At 46.5% G+C, this 16,374-nt stretch carries 18 protein-coding genes; 7 read left to right on the forward strand and 11 right to left on the reverse strand.

The genetic code is table 11. The features are described 5' to 3' along the window. Positions 1 to 16: 16 nt before the first annotated feature. From DESAL_RS18250 to DESAL_RS18270, 5 genes are all read left to right on the forward strand, one after another. Positions 17 to 847 (forward strand): M15 family metallopeptidase, encoded by an 831-nt coding sequence (locus DESAL_RS18250; protein WP_015853444.1) that lies wholly within the window; start codon positions 17 to 19, stop codon positions 845 to 847. A gap of 259 nt (positions 848 to 1,106) precedes the next feature. Continuing rightward, positions 1,107 to 2,087 (forward strand): flagellar motor switch protein FliM, encoded by a 981-nt coding sequence (fliM, locus tag DESAL_RS18255; protein ID WP_015853445.1) that lies wholly within the window; start codon positions 1,107 to 1,109, stop codon positions 2,085 to 2,087. Positions 2,088 to 2,344: 257 nt separating this feature from the next. After that, positions 2,345 to 3,100 (forward strand): glycosyltransferase family 2 protein, encoded by a 756-nt coding sequence (locus DESAL_RS18260; protein WP_015853446.1) that lies wholly within the window; start codon positions 2,345 to 2,347, stop codon positions 3,098 to 3,100. After that, a complete protein-coding gene (locus DESAL_RS18265; protein WP_015853447.1) occupies positions 3,097 to 3,528 on the forward strand; it encodes a sugar 3,4-ketoisomerase in 432 nt (143 codons plus the stop codon). Before DESAL_RS18260 ends, DESAL_RS18265 begins: the two co-directional genes overlap by 4 nt. Further along, a complete protein-coding gene (locus tag DESAL_RS18270; RefSeq protein WP_015853448.1) occupies positions 3,506 to 4,603 on the forward strand; it encodes a DegT/DnrJ/EryC1/StrS family aminotransferase in 1,098 nt (365 codons plus the stop codon). Before DESAL_RS18265 ends, DESAL_RS18270 begins: the two co-directional genes overlap by 23 nt. 74 nt (positions 4,604 to 4,677) lie before the next feature. Here the strand turns inward: DESAL_RS18270 and DESAL_RS18275 are convergent, their stop codons facing one another. The 11 genes from DESAL_RS18275 to DESAL_RS18325 form a co-directional block, all read right to left on the reverse strand. Further along, complete coding sequence (locus DESAL_RS18275) at positions 4,678 to 6,306, reverse strand: glutamate synthase-related protein (RefSeq protein WP_015853449.1); 1,629 nt, start codon at positions 6,304 to 6,306, stop codon at positions 4,678 to 4,680. Between the two features lie 396 nt (positions 6,307 to 6,702). Then, positions 6,703 to 7,275, reverse strand: a complete 573-nt coding sequence (gene mnmM / locus DESAL_RS18280; protein WP_015853450.1) for a tRNA 5-(aminomethyl)-2-thiouridylate-methyltransferase MnmM — start codon at positions 7,273 to 7,275, stop codon at positions 6,703 to 6,705. Positions 7,276 to 7,358: 83 nt separating this feature from the next. Continuing rightward, positions 7,359 to 8,105 carry a hypothetical protein gene (locus DESAL_RS18285; RefSeq protein WP_015853451.1) on the reverse strand — a complete coding sequence of 249 codons (747 nt, stop codon included), beginning with the start codon at positions 8,103 to 8,105 and terminating at the stop codon, positions 7,359 to 7,361. Between the two features lie 9 nt (positions 8,106 to 8,114). Further along, a complete protein-coding gene (gspM, locus tag DESAL_RS18290) occupies positions 8,115 to 8,612 on the reverse strand; it encodes a type II secretion system protein GspM (RefSeq protein ID WP_015853452.1) in 498 nt (165 codons plus the stop codon). Between the two features lie 14 nt (positions 8,613 to 8,626). Then, positions 8,627 to 9,739 carry a hypothetical protein gene (locus DESAL_RS18295; RefSeq protein WP_015853453.1) on the reverse strand — a complete coding sequence of 371 codons (1,113 nt, stop codon included), beginning with the start codon at positions 9,737 to 9,739 and terminating at the stop codon, positions 8,627 to 8,629. Between the two features lie 42 nt (positions 9,740 to 9,781). Beyond that, positions 9,782 to 10,729, reverse strand: a complete 948-nt coding sequence (locus DESAL_RS18300; RefSeq protein ID WP_015853454.1) for a type II secretion system minor pseudopilin — start codon at positions 10,727 to 10,729, stop codon at positions 9,782 to 9,784. Continuing rightward, positions 10,716 to 11,297, reverse strand: a complete 582-nt coding sequence (locus tag DESAL_RS18305; RefSeq protein ID WP_015853455.1) for a PulJ/GspJ family protein — start codon at positions 11,295 to 11,297, stop codon at positions 10,716 to 10,718. Before DESAL_RS18305 ends, DESAL_RS18300 begins: the two co-directional genes overlap by 14 nt. After that, positions 11,297 to 11,659: a type IV pilus modification PilV family protein gene (locus tag DESAL_RS18310; RefSeq protein ID WP_015853456.1), complete on the reverse strand. Its 363-nt coding sequence runs from the start codon at positions 11,657 to 11,659 to the stop codon at positions 11,297 to 11,299. Before DESAL_RS18310 ends, DESAL_RS18305 begins: the two co-directional genes overlap by 1 nt. A 2-nt stretch (positions 11,660 to 11,661) precedes the next feature. Beyond that, the gene (locus DESAL_RS18315; RefSeq protein WP_015853457.1) at positions 11,662 to 12,090 is read right to left on the reverse strand and encodes a type II secretion system protein; all 429 of its coding nucleotides are present in this window, start codon (positions 12,088 to 12,090) and stop codon (positions 11,662 to 11,664) included. 20 nt (positions 12,091 to 12,110) lie between these two features. Beyond that, positions 12,111 to 12,572, reverse strand: coding sequence for a type II secretion system major pseudopilin GspG (gene gspG / locus DESAL_RS18320; RefSeq protein ID WP_015853458.1), 462 nt, complete (start codon positions 12,570 to 12,572; stop codon positions 12,111 to 12,113). Positions 12,573 to 12,603: 31 nt separating this feature from the next. After that, positions 12,604 to 13,968 (reverse strand): WD40 repeat domain-containing protein, encoded by a 1,365-nt coding sequence (locus DESAL_RS18325; RefSeq protein WP_015853459.1) that lies wholly within the window; start codon positions 13,966 to 13,968, stop codon positions 12,604 to 12,606. A gap of 198 nt (positions 13,969 to 14,166) precedes the next feature. Between DESAL_RS18325 and DESAL_RS18330 the strand changes: the two genes are divergently transcribed. Beyond that, positions 14,167 to 15,423 carry an ATP-binding protein gene (locus tag DESAL_RS18330; protein ID WP_015853460.1) on the forward strand — a complete coding sequence of 419 codons (1,257 nt, stop codon included), beginning with the start codon at positions 14,167 to 14,169 and terminating at the stop codon, positions 15,421 to 15,423. Beyond that, positions 15,423 to 16,334 (forward strand): response regulator, encoded by a 912-nt coding sequence (locus DESAL_RS18335; RefSeq protein ID WP_015853461.1) that lies wholly within the window; start codon positions 15,423 to 15,425, stop codon positions 16,332 to 16,334. Before DESAL_RS18330 ends, DESAL_RS18335 begins: the two co-directional genes overlap by 1 nt. Positions 16,335 to 16,374: the final 40 nt, after the last annotated feature.

A 16,374-nucleotide genomic window follows, 5' to 3' on the forward strand; every position in this document is an offset into this window, starting at 1 on the left:
GGCAGACTACATCCATATGAACAGAAGAGCATTCCTGAAATCCATACTCTCGATATCCGCCGGCGCAGGGCTGTGCGGATTTTCCAGCTTTGCCGGAGCGCAGGAGATCACCCGCCCGGTAGAAGAGAAGGACCTTAAGGATTACCTGCACCGAATGGCTAACTTCGACACCCCTCAGCCCGGTGATATTATTCTCAAAGACAAGGACCTGAAACTGCTTAAATCTTCCTTGAGCAGACTGAGAAGAGTGCAGCGCACAGTAGGGTTCGGCAATTTCTGTGTACTGGATTTTGATGACACCTTGAAATTCGGACGCAACTACTCTTCCATAGGTTCATTCAGCAAGCAGGAACAGGAATTCCTCGACAAGACATTCCATTTCGATGCTCATAATTACGGATTTTTCGGCGAAAAGCCTGTGGAAAAACTCACTACGACCATCTCCCGCAAGGATCTGGTTAAAGTACCACGCACCGGAAATTTTCTCTACCGGGGCGACCCGTATAATAAATATCTCAAGATCCGTAAGGAATTGGGGAATAATGTGTACCTTACTTCCGGGGTACGCGGCGTAGCCAAACAGTTCATTCTCTTTCTCGCAAAAGCCGAAGCCAACGGCGGCAACCTTTCGCTGGCTTCCCGTTCATTAGCCCCTCCGGGCTACTCCTATCACGGAGTGGGTGATTTTGATGTCGGGGAAAAAGGACTTGGAGCAGCCAACTTCAGCGCACTTTTTGCTGAGACCGGGACCTGCATCAAATTGCGCGAATACGGCTATCTGCAACTGCGCTATCCCGAAAACAATCTGCTCGGAGTCCGCTTTGAGCCTTGGCATATTAAGGTATGATGCGCTTTGCGCATTTATAAAATTATTTTGCCTCCGGCGGCCAAAGAAACTTTTTGGAAAAAGTTTCTCTGAACTCTTCAAAAACTTTTAATATGGCTTCGCCCCACAGCCAGACAGTAGTCATGTTGCTAAAGTTTTTACTTATTAGGACGATACAGTTTACATATATTGGCTTGCGCGTTTACTTTGCGACCGAAAATGGATAATTGTAATTTATTGATAGGCCACATGAACGATAACTGAGACGGGTTTAATCAGCATGAGTAAAATTCTGCAGCAGGACGAGGTTGATGCTCTATTAAGGGGCCTTTCCGGTGGAGAGGTTGAAGCGGAGCAGGACATACCGGATGATGATTCCGGTGTTGTCTCCTTTGACCTTGCCAACCAGGACCGCATTATCCGCGGTCGTATGCCTGTTCTTGAAATCGTCAACGACCGTTTCGCACGTCTGGCAACCAACAACCTTGCCAACACCATGCGCAAAAGGGTCGACATCAACCCTATTTCCATCGACATGTCCAAGTTCGGGGACTTCATGCGTTCCCTGCCCGTTCCGACATCTCTTTCAATTTTCAAAATGGACCCCCTGCGCGGTAATGCCATTCTCGTAGTTGACTCCCGTCTGGTATTCGCGCTGGTGGAAAGCTTTTTCGGCGGTTCCGGTTCTCAGCCCAAGGTAGAAGGTCGTGACTTTACGCCCATCGAACAGGCTATTGTTGACCGAGTGGTAAAAATAGCCCTGTCCAACCTTGAAGACTCATGGCGTCCGGTACATGAAGTTCACCTCGAACTGGTTCGTTCCGAGGTCAACCCGCAATTTGCGGCAATTGTACCGCCTTCGGACGTTGTTGTAGTCATCACCTTTGAAGTTGAACTGGAAAACGCCATCGGTTCACTCATCGTCTGCCTGCCCTACTCCACTCTGGAACCCATCCGCTCTAAACTGCACGCATCCTTCCAGTCCGAACGTCTGGAAATCGACCACGTCTGGGTCAGCCGTTTCAAAGAAAGACTTCTGGAAACACCGGTAGATCTGCTGGTTCGCCTCGGAAAGACCAAAATCACCGGCCGCCAGTTACTCAACCTTGAAGAAGGCGACCTGTTACTGCTCGATACTGACGAAGAAGATATGCTCGAATGCGAAGTGGGCGGAGTCCTCAAATATCTCGGCTCCCCCGGACGGGTGAAAGCCAACCGCGCTTTCCAGATCGCCCAAGCCATAGAACCTAAGATGACTTAGGTTCAATACTCTTTCTTATCAAATCGAAGTCATACAGATTAGCTACTCAAAACGGCGAAGCCTTAATAAAAGTTTTTGGGATTCTTAAGACCTTTTTTCAAAAAGGTCTTAAGCCGCCGGAGGCGAAATCAAATCATTCCTAATAACGCGAAGCGTATCAACTAATCTTATCTTTCTTGACTAGCGCCGTGGGCCTGCCTACAATCCCAAGGTTGACCTGATGTATTTTTTTATTCTTTTGAAAATAAAAGGCGCCAATGACCCAAATCACCGGACTGGTACTTACATATAACGGCGAAAGGCTGCTGGACGAATGCCTGCAAAGCCTTTCTTTCTGTGATGAAATACTGCTCATCGACTCCGGCTCTACGGACTCTACACATGAAATCGGACGTAAATACAATGCCCGCATTGTCCATAACGATTGGAATGGAGCTATTGAACAGCATAAATTCGCACTGACCCAGATCACAACCCCATGGGTAGTGACCATAGATCAGGACGAAATAATTTCCCCGGAACTCCGCGACTCCATAACCGCCAAGCTGCAAAATCCTGATGATGTGGACGGCTATTACTGCCCGCGCCGCTCGTGGTATCTGGATCGTTTCATTATGCACAGCGGCTGGTACCCGGATAAACTTTTCCGCCTCTACAAAAGGGACGGTATCACCATCGGCGGCATCAGACCCCACGAGGAACTGCGTCCTAAGAACAAGTCCGGCGAAATATCCGGGGACATCATTCACTACCCGTATGAAAATTTTTTCCAGCATCTGGATAAAATCAACAGCTACACTCAAGATGCAGCCGAAGACCTTTATTCCCGTGGCAAACGCAGCTCACTCGGCTCAGCTCTTGGACACGGATTTGGCAAATTTTTCAAACAGTATATACTCAAGGCAGGGTTCCTTGACGGACGGGCCGGGTTCATCGTCGCCCTGCACGGTTTTTTCTATACTTTTCAGAAATATATCCGACTGGTAGAACTGGAAATGAAGGACAAGAAATGATTAAAGAAGACAAACCGCAAATTATTGAACTGCCCAAGATTCTGGACAATAGAGGCAACCTTACTTTTATAGAAAACAGCCGCCATATTCCTTTTGATATCAAAAGGGTGTACTATCTATATGACGTTCCCGGCGGTGAAACACGCGGAGGTCACGCCCACAAGCTGCTCAGGCAGTACATTATTGCTGCTTCCGGCAGCTTTGACGTGGTTCTGGATGATGGCAAAACCAAGACCAAGTTCTCCTTGAACAGATCATATTACGGCCTGTACATCCCGACCATGACCTGGCGTGAACTCGAAAACTTTTCCTCCGGCTCCGTATGTCTGGTGCTGGCCTCGGAATATTACGATCCGAGCGACTATTACTACAGCTATGATGAATTCATAAAGGCGGTTAAAGAAAATGAAGCAAATCAGATTTCTTGATGTAGGCTGGACTTACCAGGCACTGGCCCCAAAAATGGACACAGCTGCAAAGCGTGTCCTTGAATCGGGCTGGTTCATTCATGGCGATGAAGTAAAAGCTTTTGAAAAGGAATTCGCCCTTTACACCGGAGCAAAACACTGCATTGGCTGCGGTAATGGACTGGAAGCAATTGAACTGGTCCTGCGCGCTGCCGGAGTCGGGCCCGGCGATGATGTTCTGGTGCCTTCCAACACCTTTATCGCTACATGGCTAGCGGTAACCCGCACAGGAGCCAATATCGTTCCGGTTGAGCCTGTTGAAGCCACCTACAACATGGACCCGGCGAAACTCGAAGAGGCTCTGACCCCGGCAACCAAGGCCATAATCCCGGTCCACCTCTACGGACAGCCCGCAGACATGGACCCGATAATGGAATTTGCAGAAAAGAACGGTCTGTTTGTTGTCACTGACGCAGCACAGGCACACGGCGCGGTTTACAAGGGCCGTATGTCCGGCACACTGGGTCATGCAGCAGCCTTCAGCTTCTACCCCGGTAAAAACCTCGGCGCTTTTGGCGACGGTGGAGCCGTGACCACCATGGACGACAAAATAGCCGAGCGGGTACGCAAGCTTGCCAACTACGGATCAACTGAAAAATATGTTCACGAATGCAAGGGCTTCAACAGCAGGCTCGATGAAATGCAGGCCGCATTCCTGCGCGTTAAGCTGGATAAGCTGGACAACTGGAACTGGACCCGCAAGACCGTAGCCAGTATCTACCTTGAAGGACTCAAAGATACACCGCTGGTACTCCCTGTTATCGGTGAAAAAATTCAGTCCGTCTGGCATCTCTTTGTAGTGCGCTGCAAGGACCGCGACGGCTTGATCAAGCATCTTGCAGACAACAAAATTGAAGCATCTATCCATTATCCGATCCCCCCGCACAAGCAGGGCGCTTACAAGGAAATGGAAAACCTCTCCCTGCCTATCAGTGAGGCAATCCACAAGGAAGTGCTTTCCCTGCCCATGGGACCGCACATGACTGAGGAAGACGCCCAACGGGTGGTGGAAGTTGTGAAAGCTTTTTTTAAGTAAGCAAAATCATCAAAAATAAAAGGCGGAGAACCTGTTCAGGTTCTCCGCCTTTTTTATTTCATTACTTAAGATTCTTACATATCAAGAATCTTCTTGGCTGTTTCATCCATAACATCAGTAATAAACTTAATTCCGGTTTCACGCTCAGTTTCGCGGTTACCGGAAGCAATATCATCACGGGTAATGGAAGTCAGTTCAAACTTACGCACACCGGCAAGAAGCTGCTGCAGCCCAGCACCAAGCTTATCAACCAGACACCAGATACCAACAGCGCCAAGCGGGATGTTCTTCATTTCATCCTTACCGACCTTAGCTTCAACGTCAGCATAGCAGGCAAAGATTTCTTCAGCAGTTGCACCGTATTTTTTGATTGAAGCAGGAAGCTTATCCCAGTTACCGCAAACAGCGTCACGTCTTTCGGGATAAAGCACACCCTCAATGTTTGCACCGAGAAATCCGGGAATCATCATAGCACGGCCCATGCAGATCATCTTGGCGTATGGAGCACCGATAGCAAGTGCCTTGAAGATGTTACTACCCTTGGCGAATCCGCCGGCAAATGAAAGGTCAACGACCTTTTCACCCTTAGCAGCAAGGCGGGAAGCATACTCGTACGCTTTTGCATGCAGCAGAATGGAAGGCACACCCCAAGATTCCATCATGTTCCACGGAGACATACCGGTACCGCCGCCGGAACCATCGATGGTCAGCAGATCAAGCTTGGCTTCAGTAGCGAACTTAATAGCCATAGCAAGAGCTTCCATACCGTAAGAACCGGTTTTAAGGGAAATACGTTTAAAACCGAGACTACGGAGATAAGACACAGAGCTCATGAACTCTTCGCGAACCTGCTCATAAGAAGAAAGGTCAGTGTAACCGAGGCGGCTGTGACGTGCGAAGCTATGAATGGCACCGCGTTTGAAACCTTCCTGAACTTCCGGCTTTTCAGGATCAGGGTCAACAAGGTAACCGCGCTTCTTAAGGAAAAGAGCATAATCGAGGCTGGTAACTTCGATCTCGCCACCAATATTCTTGGCGCCCTGTCCCCATTTGAGTTCGATGATAACTTTATCGCCATATTTTTCAGCAACGTATTCCGCCACACCGTTACGGGAGTCTTCCACGTTAAGCTGAACAATAATGGCACCATATCCGTCATAATAACGCATATATGTATCAATTCTGCGATCCAGTTCAGGAGCGCTGGAAATTTTACCATTGGATATTTCGGATTTGCGGTCAACACCGACAACATTCTCTCCGACAACGATGGGGGCGCCAACAAGAGCGCAACCAACAGAAAAAGAATCCCAATATTTAGCGGCAATAAATGTGGACCCCAAAGCACCGGTCATAAACGGAACCCGGCATTTGGTTTGTTCTTCGGCACCAAAAGATGTCTCAAGATTTACATCTGTGAAAAGACAATCTCCATTTGCTCCGGCATTGCCGGAAGCACCGTAGTTATTACCCTGAATGCGCATGGAGTTATAAGAAACCCCAACATGGGTGGTGTTTCCGCTACCTGCAGTGACCAGACCGAAATCCCTTGGGTAGAGCATTTCCCTGCCTCTAAGGGATGACAACCATGTTTCACATTTACCCTGGCAGTCGGCTCTACACAGGGTACACAGTCCGGATTCAATTGCATTTCCTCTATTAACAGCTCCCAACACATCGTTGGACTTTGACCAGTTTCCCATTGATCACACCTCTTTGTTTTTTTCAATACTGTTAGTCAAACTATGATTTGGTTTCAAGGAAAACCTAGCAGACACTTTATCAATATTGTAAAATTATAACATAGACGCACAATAAATGACTAGCCACATTCATCTAAGTATCTTAATAAACCATTTAAATTCGAGAGCATACGAAACGTTAACAATATTTGTAAAAACTATTTTAAAAATACTACTTTTTTGAAGATAAATTTAAAAGAGGCAATTTATAACAATAACTTTTCAATTTTTGGTACTTTTTTACCCACCCTGCGGTACAAAACACCCCGACCGCAATTATACAAAAACCTGCAATAGATCAAAAAAAAGACCCGCCAGATCAACCTGACGGGCCAACAATCACAATTGTGGTAATAATTAAAGCTTCGTTACAAATAACATCCGTATGGGATGACCGGGCTTGTTTATCATCTCACTCTGAATGACCCGATATGTATGGTAATCAAGCGCATTGCAATATTCCCGTACAGCGACATCTTCATCGTCCCCCCCGGGATGTCCGGCATAAATAGCGATACAGAGCATGCCGCCTTTGGCAAGAAGATCTAAAGATGCCTCAATTGCTGCCAGTGTGGTTTTCGACTTGGTTATTACAGTCTTGTCGCTTCCAGGCAGAAAACCGAGATTAAACATCACAGCATTCACCCGGCCATGGAATTCTGAGGGGATAAGCTCAAGCATATTCTCGTGACCGGAATGGAAAATAGTCCAGTTCGCAGGCAGGCACTCTTCATTTAAACGTTGCTCGGTTTGATTAACCGCATCCTCCTGAATATCAAATCCAAAGACATGACCGTCCGGACCTGCTTTTTCAGACAGAAAAACAGTATCGTAACCGTTGCCCACAGTAGCATCAACTCCGATACACCCCGGATGCAACACTTCACACAATACTGATTTAGCAAAAGAAAGAATATTATTGGAAATCATCTGTTTTTCACTCGCACAAAAAGGATTACGGTTTATTCTGCAACAAGAATAACCGAACACATATTTAAAATCACGCAGTAAAATTAGAACTTAAGATACTTATTAAGCTTGCCGGACTTGGAGAACTGACGCTCTGTGGTTCCGAAAGTAGTAGTTCCGCTAATTGAATAAGAGGAATTGGGAAGTCTCTTCCAATCCAGAGTGGCACTCCCCTTTGCTGTTACAGGGATCGGTTGCCCGCAGCTGAAAGAATTGAGTTGGAGCTGTTTTCCAGCCAGAACTGCGTTTACGTTAACGTCTTCAGCAATCATCCCGCCGGGAATCTCAACCTCGTCGGAACGAACCACAAGGCTGCCTGTACGCGGTGGAGCGCCCCATTCAGGAAACCCGACATCGGAAGTAATACGCACCTTACCGCCCAAACCATCCATCTGAATTAGTTTGGCCAAGTCAACGCCACCGCCAATAGTCAAGGATTTGGTCTGGAACAATCTTGCAGTCAAAGTCGGACCGGTCTTTACCCGAACCTCCAAAAGCGGAGATAAGCCGAGTGACACCCCAAGCTGGGGCACGGTAACGGTCAAACCTTTATTAGTAGTCACATAAACATTTGTTACTTCGAAAGAGAAAGGTCCGGCACTGACAAAATCTCCCCACTGAATTGTAGCTTTGGAAATTTTGGCATCTGCCAGTTTAAAGGCCTGAGACCATGCTATTTCCCACGGCATAAACAGGAAAGCACCAAGGATAAGTCCAGCCAGAAAAAGAAAAAAGTTTTTAAACAACTTTTTGAAAGAAAATTTAAAAGAAATATTTGGAATGAACTTCATCCGGCCGCCCTACCTGACAAGAATGATCTGCACATCAGCCAACTCAGGGGAGTCCAGCCTGTGGTTAATATTGAAATTTGTTACTTTCAAGGCCCCGCGAACATTAAAATCACGCATCAAAGCTACCAGCTCGGGCAGATTAAGGGATTCCAAAAGAACCTGAACCCCCTGTCCGGAATTTGCCCCGGCCTGTAAAGGCCTCAGAGAAGTCAGTCGACCGTCTAATCCAAGATCGCGAATAACCTGTTGGGCAGCGGTCATGGGCTCACGGTCCACCAACGCGCCACGTGAAGATTCTCCTGCCTTCAGCTGTTCAACCAATGGAACCACTTTGGCATACTTCTGCTTGCTGGAAAGGGTAATCCTTTCAGCCTTGGACTGAGATTCAGCAAACCCCGACCAAATCATAAAAAGAACCAGCGCCCATCCCACAACAAGTGCAGTAAAGAAAAGCTTCTGTTTATCTGCAGGCCAGTCCTGCCATATATAAAATCTTTCCAGATCCATTATATTACCTGATTTTAGCGGTTATACTCAGCACGCAGGCTGATGCTTATGCCGCCTTCAATATTGTTGGCCTGTTCAAGAACAAAGTTAAATTGGCTGTTAGCGGCCAACTTTTCCATCATGGCATCAAGCTCTTCATAGCTGCTGACCTTACCCCGGATGTTACCGGAATCAGCACCAAGGGAAAAACCTTCAATCTCAATCCCTACCGGAGCACTATTACTAAGTACGGCGAGCAGGCCAAGAACATCAATTCCTCCGCCATCTCCACCGCTTTTGAGTTGATCCAGTTTATATAAAATCTTGCCATAGGGATCAGAGCCCGGATTAGGACCAAGCGCACTTACATAAGTTTCTTTCAGCTTATTGCGCCACTCATTTGCATGAACCTGACTTTGCTGCCAACGGTGATACTGCCCGGCAATAAAGAGCACACCGATCAAAGAAACCAGAACTGCAGCAACCGCATAAGGTTTATAGTCAATAGTTATAGACTTGTCGGACCCGGAACGCTTGCCGCTAACTAGATTCAACCTGGCCCAGCGAACTTTCTTTTTAGCAAAAACATCGCATGCCTTGCCCAAATCCATGAACTCAGGTTCACCATCCAGTCCCAGTCGTTCAAACCTGTTCTGGAACTCCTCGTCATTGCCGCGGAAATAGGTCAATTCATCTGCACAGGCAAGAATACGTACACCTTGTCCTTTCCAGGCCCAAACAGACAAACCTTCAGCAACAGCAGCTCTCCAACAGACGGTAAAGGCAGTAGTCAGAACTGTCGCTTTTGCAAGGACCTCGCGATGACGGTCCAAAAAACGATCCAGCAAGTCATGCCCGGTATAGCCGAGCACGGCATCACCGGACGGACGCAGAACCTTGAATTCTCCCTCTTGCATAGGAAAGGAATAATTCATCTGCATCATAGTCGCGGATTTAGCATGACGGGATTTGATCGCCCCACGGGGCTTGAAAAAGAAGAAAAGGGGATCAGGCAAAAGGGCAACGACCGGATGTTTGTTTTTATCGGCAGGACCTTCTGATTCGATAAGGTCACGTCCGTCAAACATCATCCATTGGTGTTCATTTCCCTTGAATGAAAGAATATATACTAATTTTTTAAAGGCCATCTATGGCTTTGTCCTATACCTGTTAGCAGTGTTTTTGTCCATTTACTGGTTTTCAGCAAATGTAACGGAAATATCATTTTGGTAAACCAACTGCGGCTCCCCTATTTCGAGAGCACTCGGCCTTGATATAATATACCTTTTTACAACCGTACATCCACCCACCGATGCAGTAACCCGGGCTTCAAATGAACTCGACCTTACTTCCAATTCATTCATCATAGTTTTGTATAGTGTAGACGAAGAATCCAACCCGGCAACAGAAAGGACCTGACTGATATCAGTAAACCCTCTAGTTCTACGCCAGTGCAGTATACGGTTAACATTTTTCCCCAGATCAGGAAAGTAAGCCGCCAATATCTCAGGAGAAACAAAATTTATATTCAGTTTTGGAGAACCCCAAACGGTAAATGTTTCATTTATCCAATCCTTTTCCACATCTTCCCAACCACGAACCAACAGGATCTCTTCCGGTATTTTCAGCTTAGCGCCACGAGGCGTGTACGCAGGGTTTTGTGATGCATAATAAAAATTATCAATTTTCTCCAACTTGGGATCAACTTTCATCCCGGCCCATACACCGAGACTACCGATCATGGTCTTGGTATCTAACCCGGCGCCAAGAATATTACTGAGAATATTAAACGTTCTCTTGGTGTTAGCACGGCCCAAAATATCATTAAGATTAATTCTGGCGTTGCAAGGTACAATTTCAATTTCAAGACCTTCGTCAATAAACTTATCAGCCCACTTCTCACGCGGAGTATCAGAAAAAGGAGTTTTGTCGTCCTTGAGGATATCATAGATTAGATACAGAGCCTCTTCAGCCTTAAACCCGGCCTCATACTCACTGCGCATACGGCTTGCTTCAACCGCTCCGCGAGAACTGACTTCGATAGTCATTAAAGTCAGACTGGACAGAGCCATAAACAGCACCAGCACAATAACCAGCACAACTCCGCGTGAATTTCTGTCAGAATTATTCCGTGGCATAAGGAACCCTCTCGACAATCATCACATCTTTGCCGTCTTCAAATCTCAACTTAAGCCTGAAAGCCTTAACGGCAGACCTACCGCTCATTGCCCGGGCAGACTGCTGCGAACGTGTAATCCAGATATTCTTGTCTGCATCTAAAAATTCAATTCCCCATGACTTAAGGCCGCGCATAAGGAAGAATGAATTATCAAATTCAAAATCTGGAGATTTCTCGTGCCTGCGAATCATATTCGAAGAAAAGTCCCAAGAAACAATAATCGGTCCCGCCCCTTCCAGCAGGACATTATGGCTCGACTCTACACTGAAACCATCAGCTTCAACACCAATAGGTCTTCCGGGAACAATATTCTGCAGATCGCGATGCAAAAGGCGACGCAGAGTGAACATGCGTGATGAAAGTCCGGCACTGGACCGGACAACTTCATTATTAGTTACCGATTGGCCCAGCACCATTGCAACCATACTCATCAACAAACCGGAAAGAACCAGCCCGATGAGCACTTCGATAAGCGAAAATCCCGCCTGCGACTCAGGCGAGACATGGTTGTATTCGGAGAACTTCATTAAAATAGCTTCTTCTTGTGTGAGACCCGGTAGATTTTCCACTCCAGAGTATAATCTTCACTACGGGTTTCCAGAGTATAAAAACCTTTTCCTGCAGATGAAATGGTTTCCAGTCCAACCCTGAAGCTTCCTTCAGGAGGGCCGGGCCAAGAAGCCCAACCTGAAGAAATAACATTCATTTTTTCAGGATATTTATGGGCCAGAATATCCTGAGACAAATTCAGAACTTCCCATGAATCCTTAGAAGATTGCGCCATTAGAGCACTCTGCCGCTGCACCCCAAGAAAGCTCATTGACAGAGTTGCAGCAATGGTCAACGCCACGATAATCTCGATGAGTGAAAAACCGTTTTTACGCCCCACAGCTACCCCTCCACAAAACGGACTGCCAGCGGGTCCAAGACCACGGTTAAACCATCAGAAAAGACCAAACGCACTTCATCGCTGAACCCTTCAGGGTAGATAGTAAACTCAACTCCGTCGCCATCTATGGGATATTCATTGAAATGCCCGCTGGAGACTTCAGAAGGAAGAGCAATCTCCTCGTTCTTCCATTTAAGAAGACCGTTCTCAAAATCTATAAACACATACTGCCGGGAATCTGTCTCTACAGCCTCAGTCTTTGCCTCATAAATCAGGGCGTTTACAGAACTTAAGCTGTCATCGCCCCGGTCTCCGGCAAGATCAAGATTGGGCATGAGCGTAAACCAGCCCATGCCCACTATGAACAGAACAATCAAAAGTTCTATGAAAGTCAGTCCGCCTGAGAGACGGCGGGCAGCATGAATATTCATAATATTTCTATTGAACCGGCTTATTCCCAGCTCTTGATATCAGCGTCATAGTCTTCGCCGCCCTCCATGCCGTCGGCACCAAGGGAGATCAATTCGTAAGGACGTCCTTCTTCTCCGGGACTTCTGTAAATATAATCATAACCCCAGGGATCAACAGGAGCAGTAGCGGAATCCAGATATCCACCTTTGCGGTAGTTCCGGGGGACAGGACGGGTATCCGGCTTGGTGATCAAAGCCTGAAGTCCCTGCTCGGTGGTGGGGTAACGTCCGGTATCCAATTTATATAACTTCAAAGCCGAATCCAAAGCCTTCATATCCATCTTGGCTTTAGTCACCCTTGCTTCGTTAGGACGGTCCATGATTTTAGGAACAAGCATTGAAGCCAACAGGCCAAGAATAACAATAACAATCATCAACTCAATAAGACTGAAACCACGCTGCCCCTTTTTAAGGTCAGCAATACGAATTCTTTTTTTCTGCATAATACCCTCTATTTATTTATCCATTTCAGGATTAATCCCTGATATCCATCTGTTTGCTTGCCAGCGGCTCCCATTCAATTGGAGCCTCGGCAGCAATTCCCGTCCGGCGTGGAAGCATACCCCGCGATTTAAAGTAGTCATCCGGGCGAGCCACTTTTTTCCACCAGAGGTAATACCCCTTACTTGGTATATACCTGCAATACAACCTTTGAAATTCCCGCTGTGCAATAGGAACGGCAAGAGAAAACTCTTTCCCGCGCTCGGAGAAACCATACTCTCTGCCCAGTTTTACTTCTTTCCAGTCGGCAAAATCATATTCACCCTTTAGAGCAACTCCATTAACCGAGGAATAATATCTCAAATCCCCGTCAACATCCCTTACCCTATAGACCTTGCCTGAAGGAGAACGGTCCACACTGAACTCAACGGGCTTAAATAGAACTTTCTTAGAAAAAACTTTCCGCGGAGAACGATAAATCAGGACACTGTTTTTAAGGGAAAATCCACTTTCATGTTCATAATATGGAAACTTCGACCGTTTGCGCACATCCCATTGGAAACGCTCATCCTTCTCTGTAACAATATTAAGATGAGGGCCGTAGGCTTTTACCGACTTAAACGGTCCGCCTTTAATTTTTTGATCAAAAATACGGGTCAATTTGAGCGGACTCCACATAACCATTTTCCCAGTGGTATCCACCCCCATAAGGATCCCTTCCTCATTAGAAAAAGTCAGGGAAAGCGGCTTATACGTGAAACGGTCAATCTTGCGCAGTTTATCAACAGCCGGACCAACCCAAAGCCTGCGGGCCTCATCAACCAAAGCCAGCCAACTCCCCCGGGGCGAAACAGCAAACATATCCACGGTGCTGTTCACATCGTGAACACGGACCCGGGCACATTCTTTGGTATTGAAGACCTCAACAACCTTATTCTGACCGGATGAAACAGCCATAAAAGGAGATCCCGGTGCCCATGAAATAGAATTGACCGGTTTTGAAGTAGCCTGTACTGCCGCACAGCCCTGCCCGCCATACATGCGGACCACACCGTTTTTGAACCCTGCAGCAAGAATATTATCCTGTTGCACAAATGTAGTTACATTCTCGCCCAGATTCACTATCTCATTACTCTTACTAAGTTGCACAATATAGTTACCGACCATCCCATCGGGAGGACGGTTATAAATGCTGTCCAACGAAGAATACTGCTGAGAGGCCTCATATTCGACAAGCCCGGCAAGACTTAGCGGTTTTTGTCCCACCAGCATGGACACATCAAGGCTGTCGTCAGTAATAAGTGCAGGTTCATCCGAAGCCGGAGAAGGCTGCTTTGCACAACCGGAAACAAAAAGAGCGAAGGCACTCAGCGCCAGAATGATTAACTTTTTATTCATAATTCCTACATTTTCAGGAAGAAGTTCTTGCAAGACCTTAAAGCACGACTAAAAGCATTGCAATCGCACTTTCCAACAGATTGTGTTAAAGCAGAGCGTGTAAAAGTCAAGCCCGACGTGAAAACACAGCTTGCCCCTAGCCCAGTATTACGGCACAAGAAGCCATCAGCATAATAAACCTTTTCATGGCAACATCAGATGCAGCAGACATATAAAAAAATTCTGAACCACCTGTCCGGTCACTCGGAACAAAAAAAAAGCAGACACCTTAAAAGCAAAAGCTGGCGACTGCCGATGCTGGCAAGCTTTTACGTTCTGGCATACGTAATATTCGATCTCATGGCAGACGGCCTTGCCAGACATTATATTTTCTGCATTTTCCTTGTAGTCTCCAGTCTTTATTTTTCGTGGCGCCTAGGCGGAAGAGAAACAATGACTTACGTCGGTTTCTTCAACATATTCTTTGCCTTTATTTTTTCAAGACTGCTGTACATGACCGGGAATTTCTCATCCAAGCTATTCCTAAGCCGCTCGTTCATGACCCTATACGTGGTTGCTATCATTTTTATGTTCATCATGACCAAACGCAAATCTCCGGCGGACAGGGAAAAAAAAGAACGGGAAAAATCAATCCGTGAAGAAAGACAGAAACGCAGACAACTTGAGCTCATGGTAGCCACCGAGAAACTTACTGATGACATGATCACTCAGGCAAATATGGTTAAAGATGAACTCATGGTGCTCCAGAATTCATGGAAATCGCAGATTCATACCATTGTCAACGATCTTCCAAAAGTTAAAGAGAGGGAACTCTATAACCAGATAGTTACCCCTTTTGAAGAGAGTATTGTTGAGCACTTGCGTGATCTGGAAAAAAGGCTTTCCTTCAAACCCCAATTGACAGGTCTTGACGAACTGGCTGCAAACCTTACAGATAGACTGGAAAACGATCAAAAACATTCACGGGCAAGGCTGGACCTGAAATTTGATTTTGAAAAATGGATAGTCAGAGACGAAGAAGTCCTTGTGGACCGCTACAAAACATGGGAGATTCTGCTCAACCTGATCAGGAACAGCCAGACAGCTATGGAACTCCGGCAGATAGAACTGCTCCGCCAAGGCAGCGAAGAGTTCAAGACATTTAAACCTCGTTTATCCATCACTGCCGATGTGCAAGATAATTACGCCCGCTTGAGGGTAACCGACACCGGAGGCGGTGTCTCCGACGACAGTTTACAGGATCTTTTCAAAAGAGCCGTCCCTTCAGCCAAACGCAACGGCAAAGCCATGGGACAGGGAACTGTCTTTGTAAAATTTTTCGGCGACAACATGGGCTTTGACATATCAGCCAGCAACACTGACACTCTCGGTTCCAAAGGACTCGAAGTAACCATACTTATACCATTAGGAACCTTCGGCCCCGCAGGGGCTATTCCAGTAACAGGAGACGAATAATGACCCCGGAACAGGATCCGTATTTTTTTGTTTTGGCAGACGATGACCCGCGTTTGCACGAATACACTGTTTCAATCCTCCGCGATGCGGGAATTCTTGAAAAACACGAATCTTTTTACGATCCGGTCTCATTTCTGGCATTTTTGAAAGAATCCGAAGAAGAACCGGATGTAATCCTGCTTGATGTCCATTTTGAGGGTTCAGGACTCAGCGGCGTTGATATTTTACCTTATATTCGTGAAGAATATCCGTACATCCCGGTTATACTTTTGACCGGAATGGATGCCGAGGCCACTGACGAAGCACAATCCGATGTATTCACCTACTTCATCCCCAAACCGGTGACCGAAGACCATCTGCTGCGCATGCTTCATTTCTACCTTGGTAAGAGCAAAAAAACAGCTGAACAGGTCAACACCCTTATGGCAGAAATGGAAGAGGTCAAAGGGTACCACCAGTTGCTGGAAGAAGAAGTTGAACAGCTTCAGGACGAACAACGCCGCCTTGAAGAGCAGAGCAAGAGTGAAAAAGTAGCCGGAGCCGGTAAAGGATTTGAAAGAGTCACTGAAATACTTGAATCCCTGCTGACCAAGAGTGAAGCCATGCCAAGCTTCATCGCTGACCTTGAAAAGGTGTACTCCACACAGTTTAAACTCTTCAAAAAGGTCATTGAAACCCTGATTCGCTTTGACGTTCAGGATTCCGGAACACCGGGGATGAACATCCACAAAGTTAAAGGCACCCAGAACGTTTTCAGTGCACGGCTGTCCAGAAAAGTGAGGCTCTTTTATTACAGCTCCGCTAAGACCGTAAGGAAAAGACTATTAAGATTAGACATTTACCACGACACCAAGGGTATGGACAAGTGGATTAAAAACAACTACCATTCTTACGCTGAAATAGAGGAATAGTAATTTTAAATTTTCCCGGCACGGAATTCTGTCTGGAAAA

The organism is Maridesulfovibrio salexigens DSM 2638, assembly GCF_000023445.1.
GTDB classification, from domain to species: Bacteria; Desulfobacterota; Desulfovibrionia; order Desulfovibrionales; family Desulfovibrionaceae; genus Maridesulfovibrio; species Maridesulfovibrio salexigens.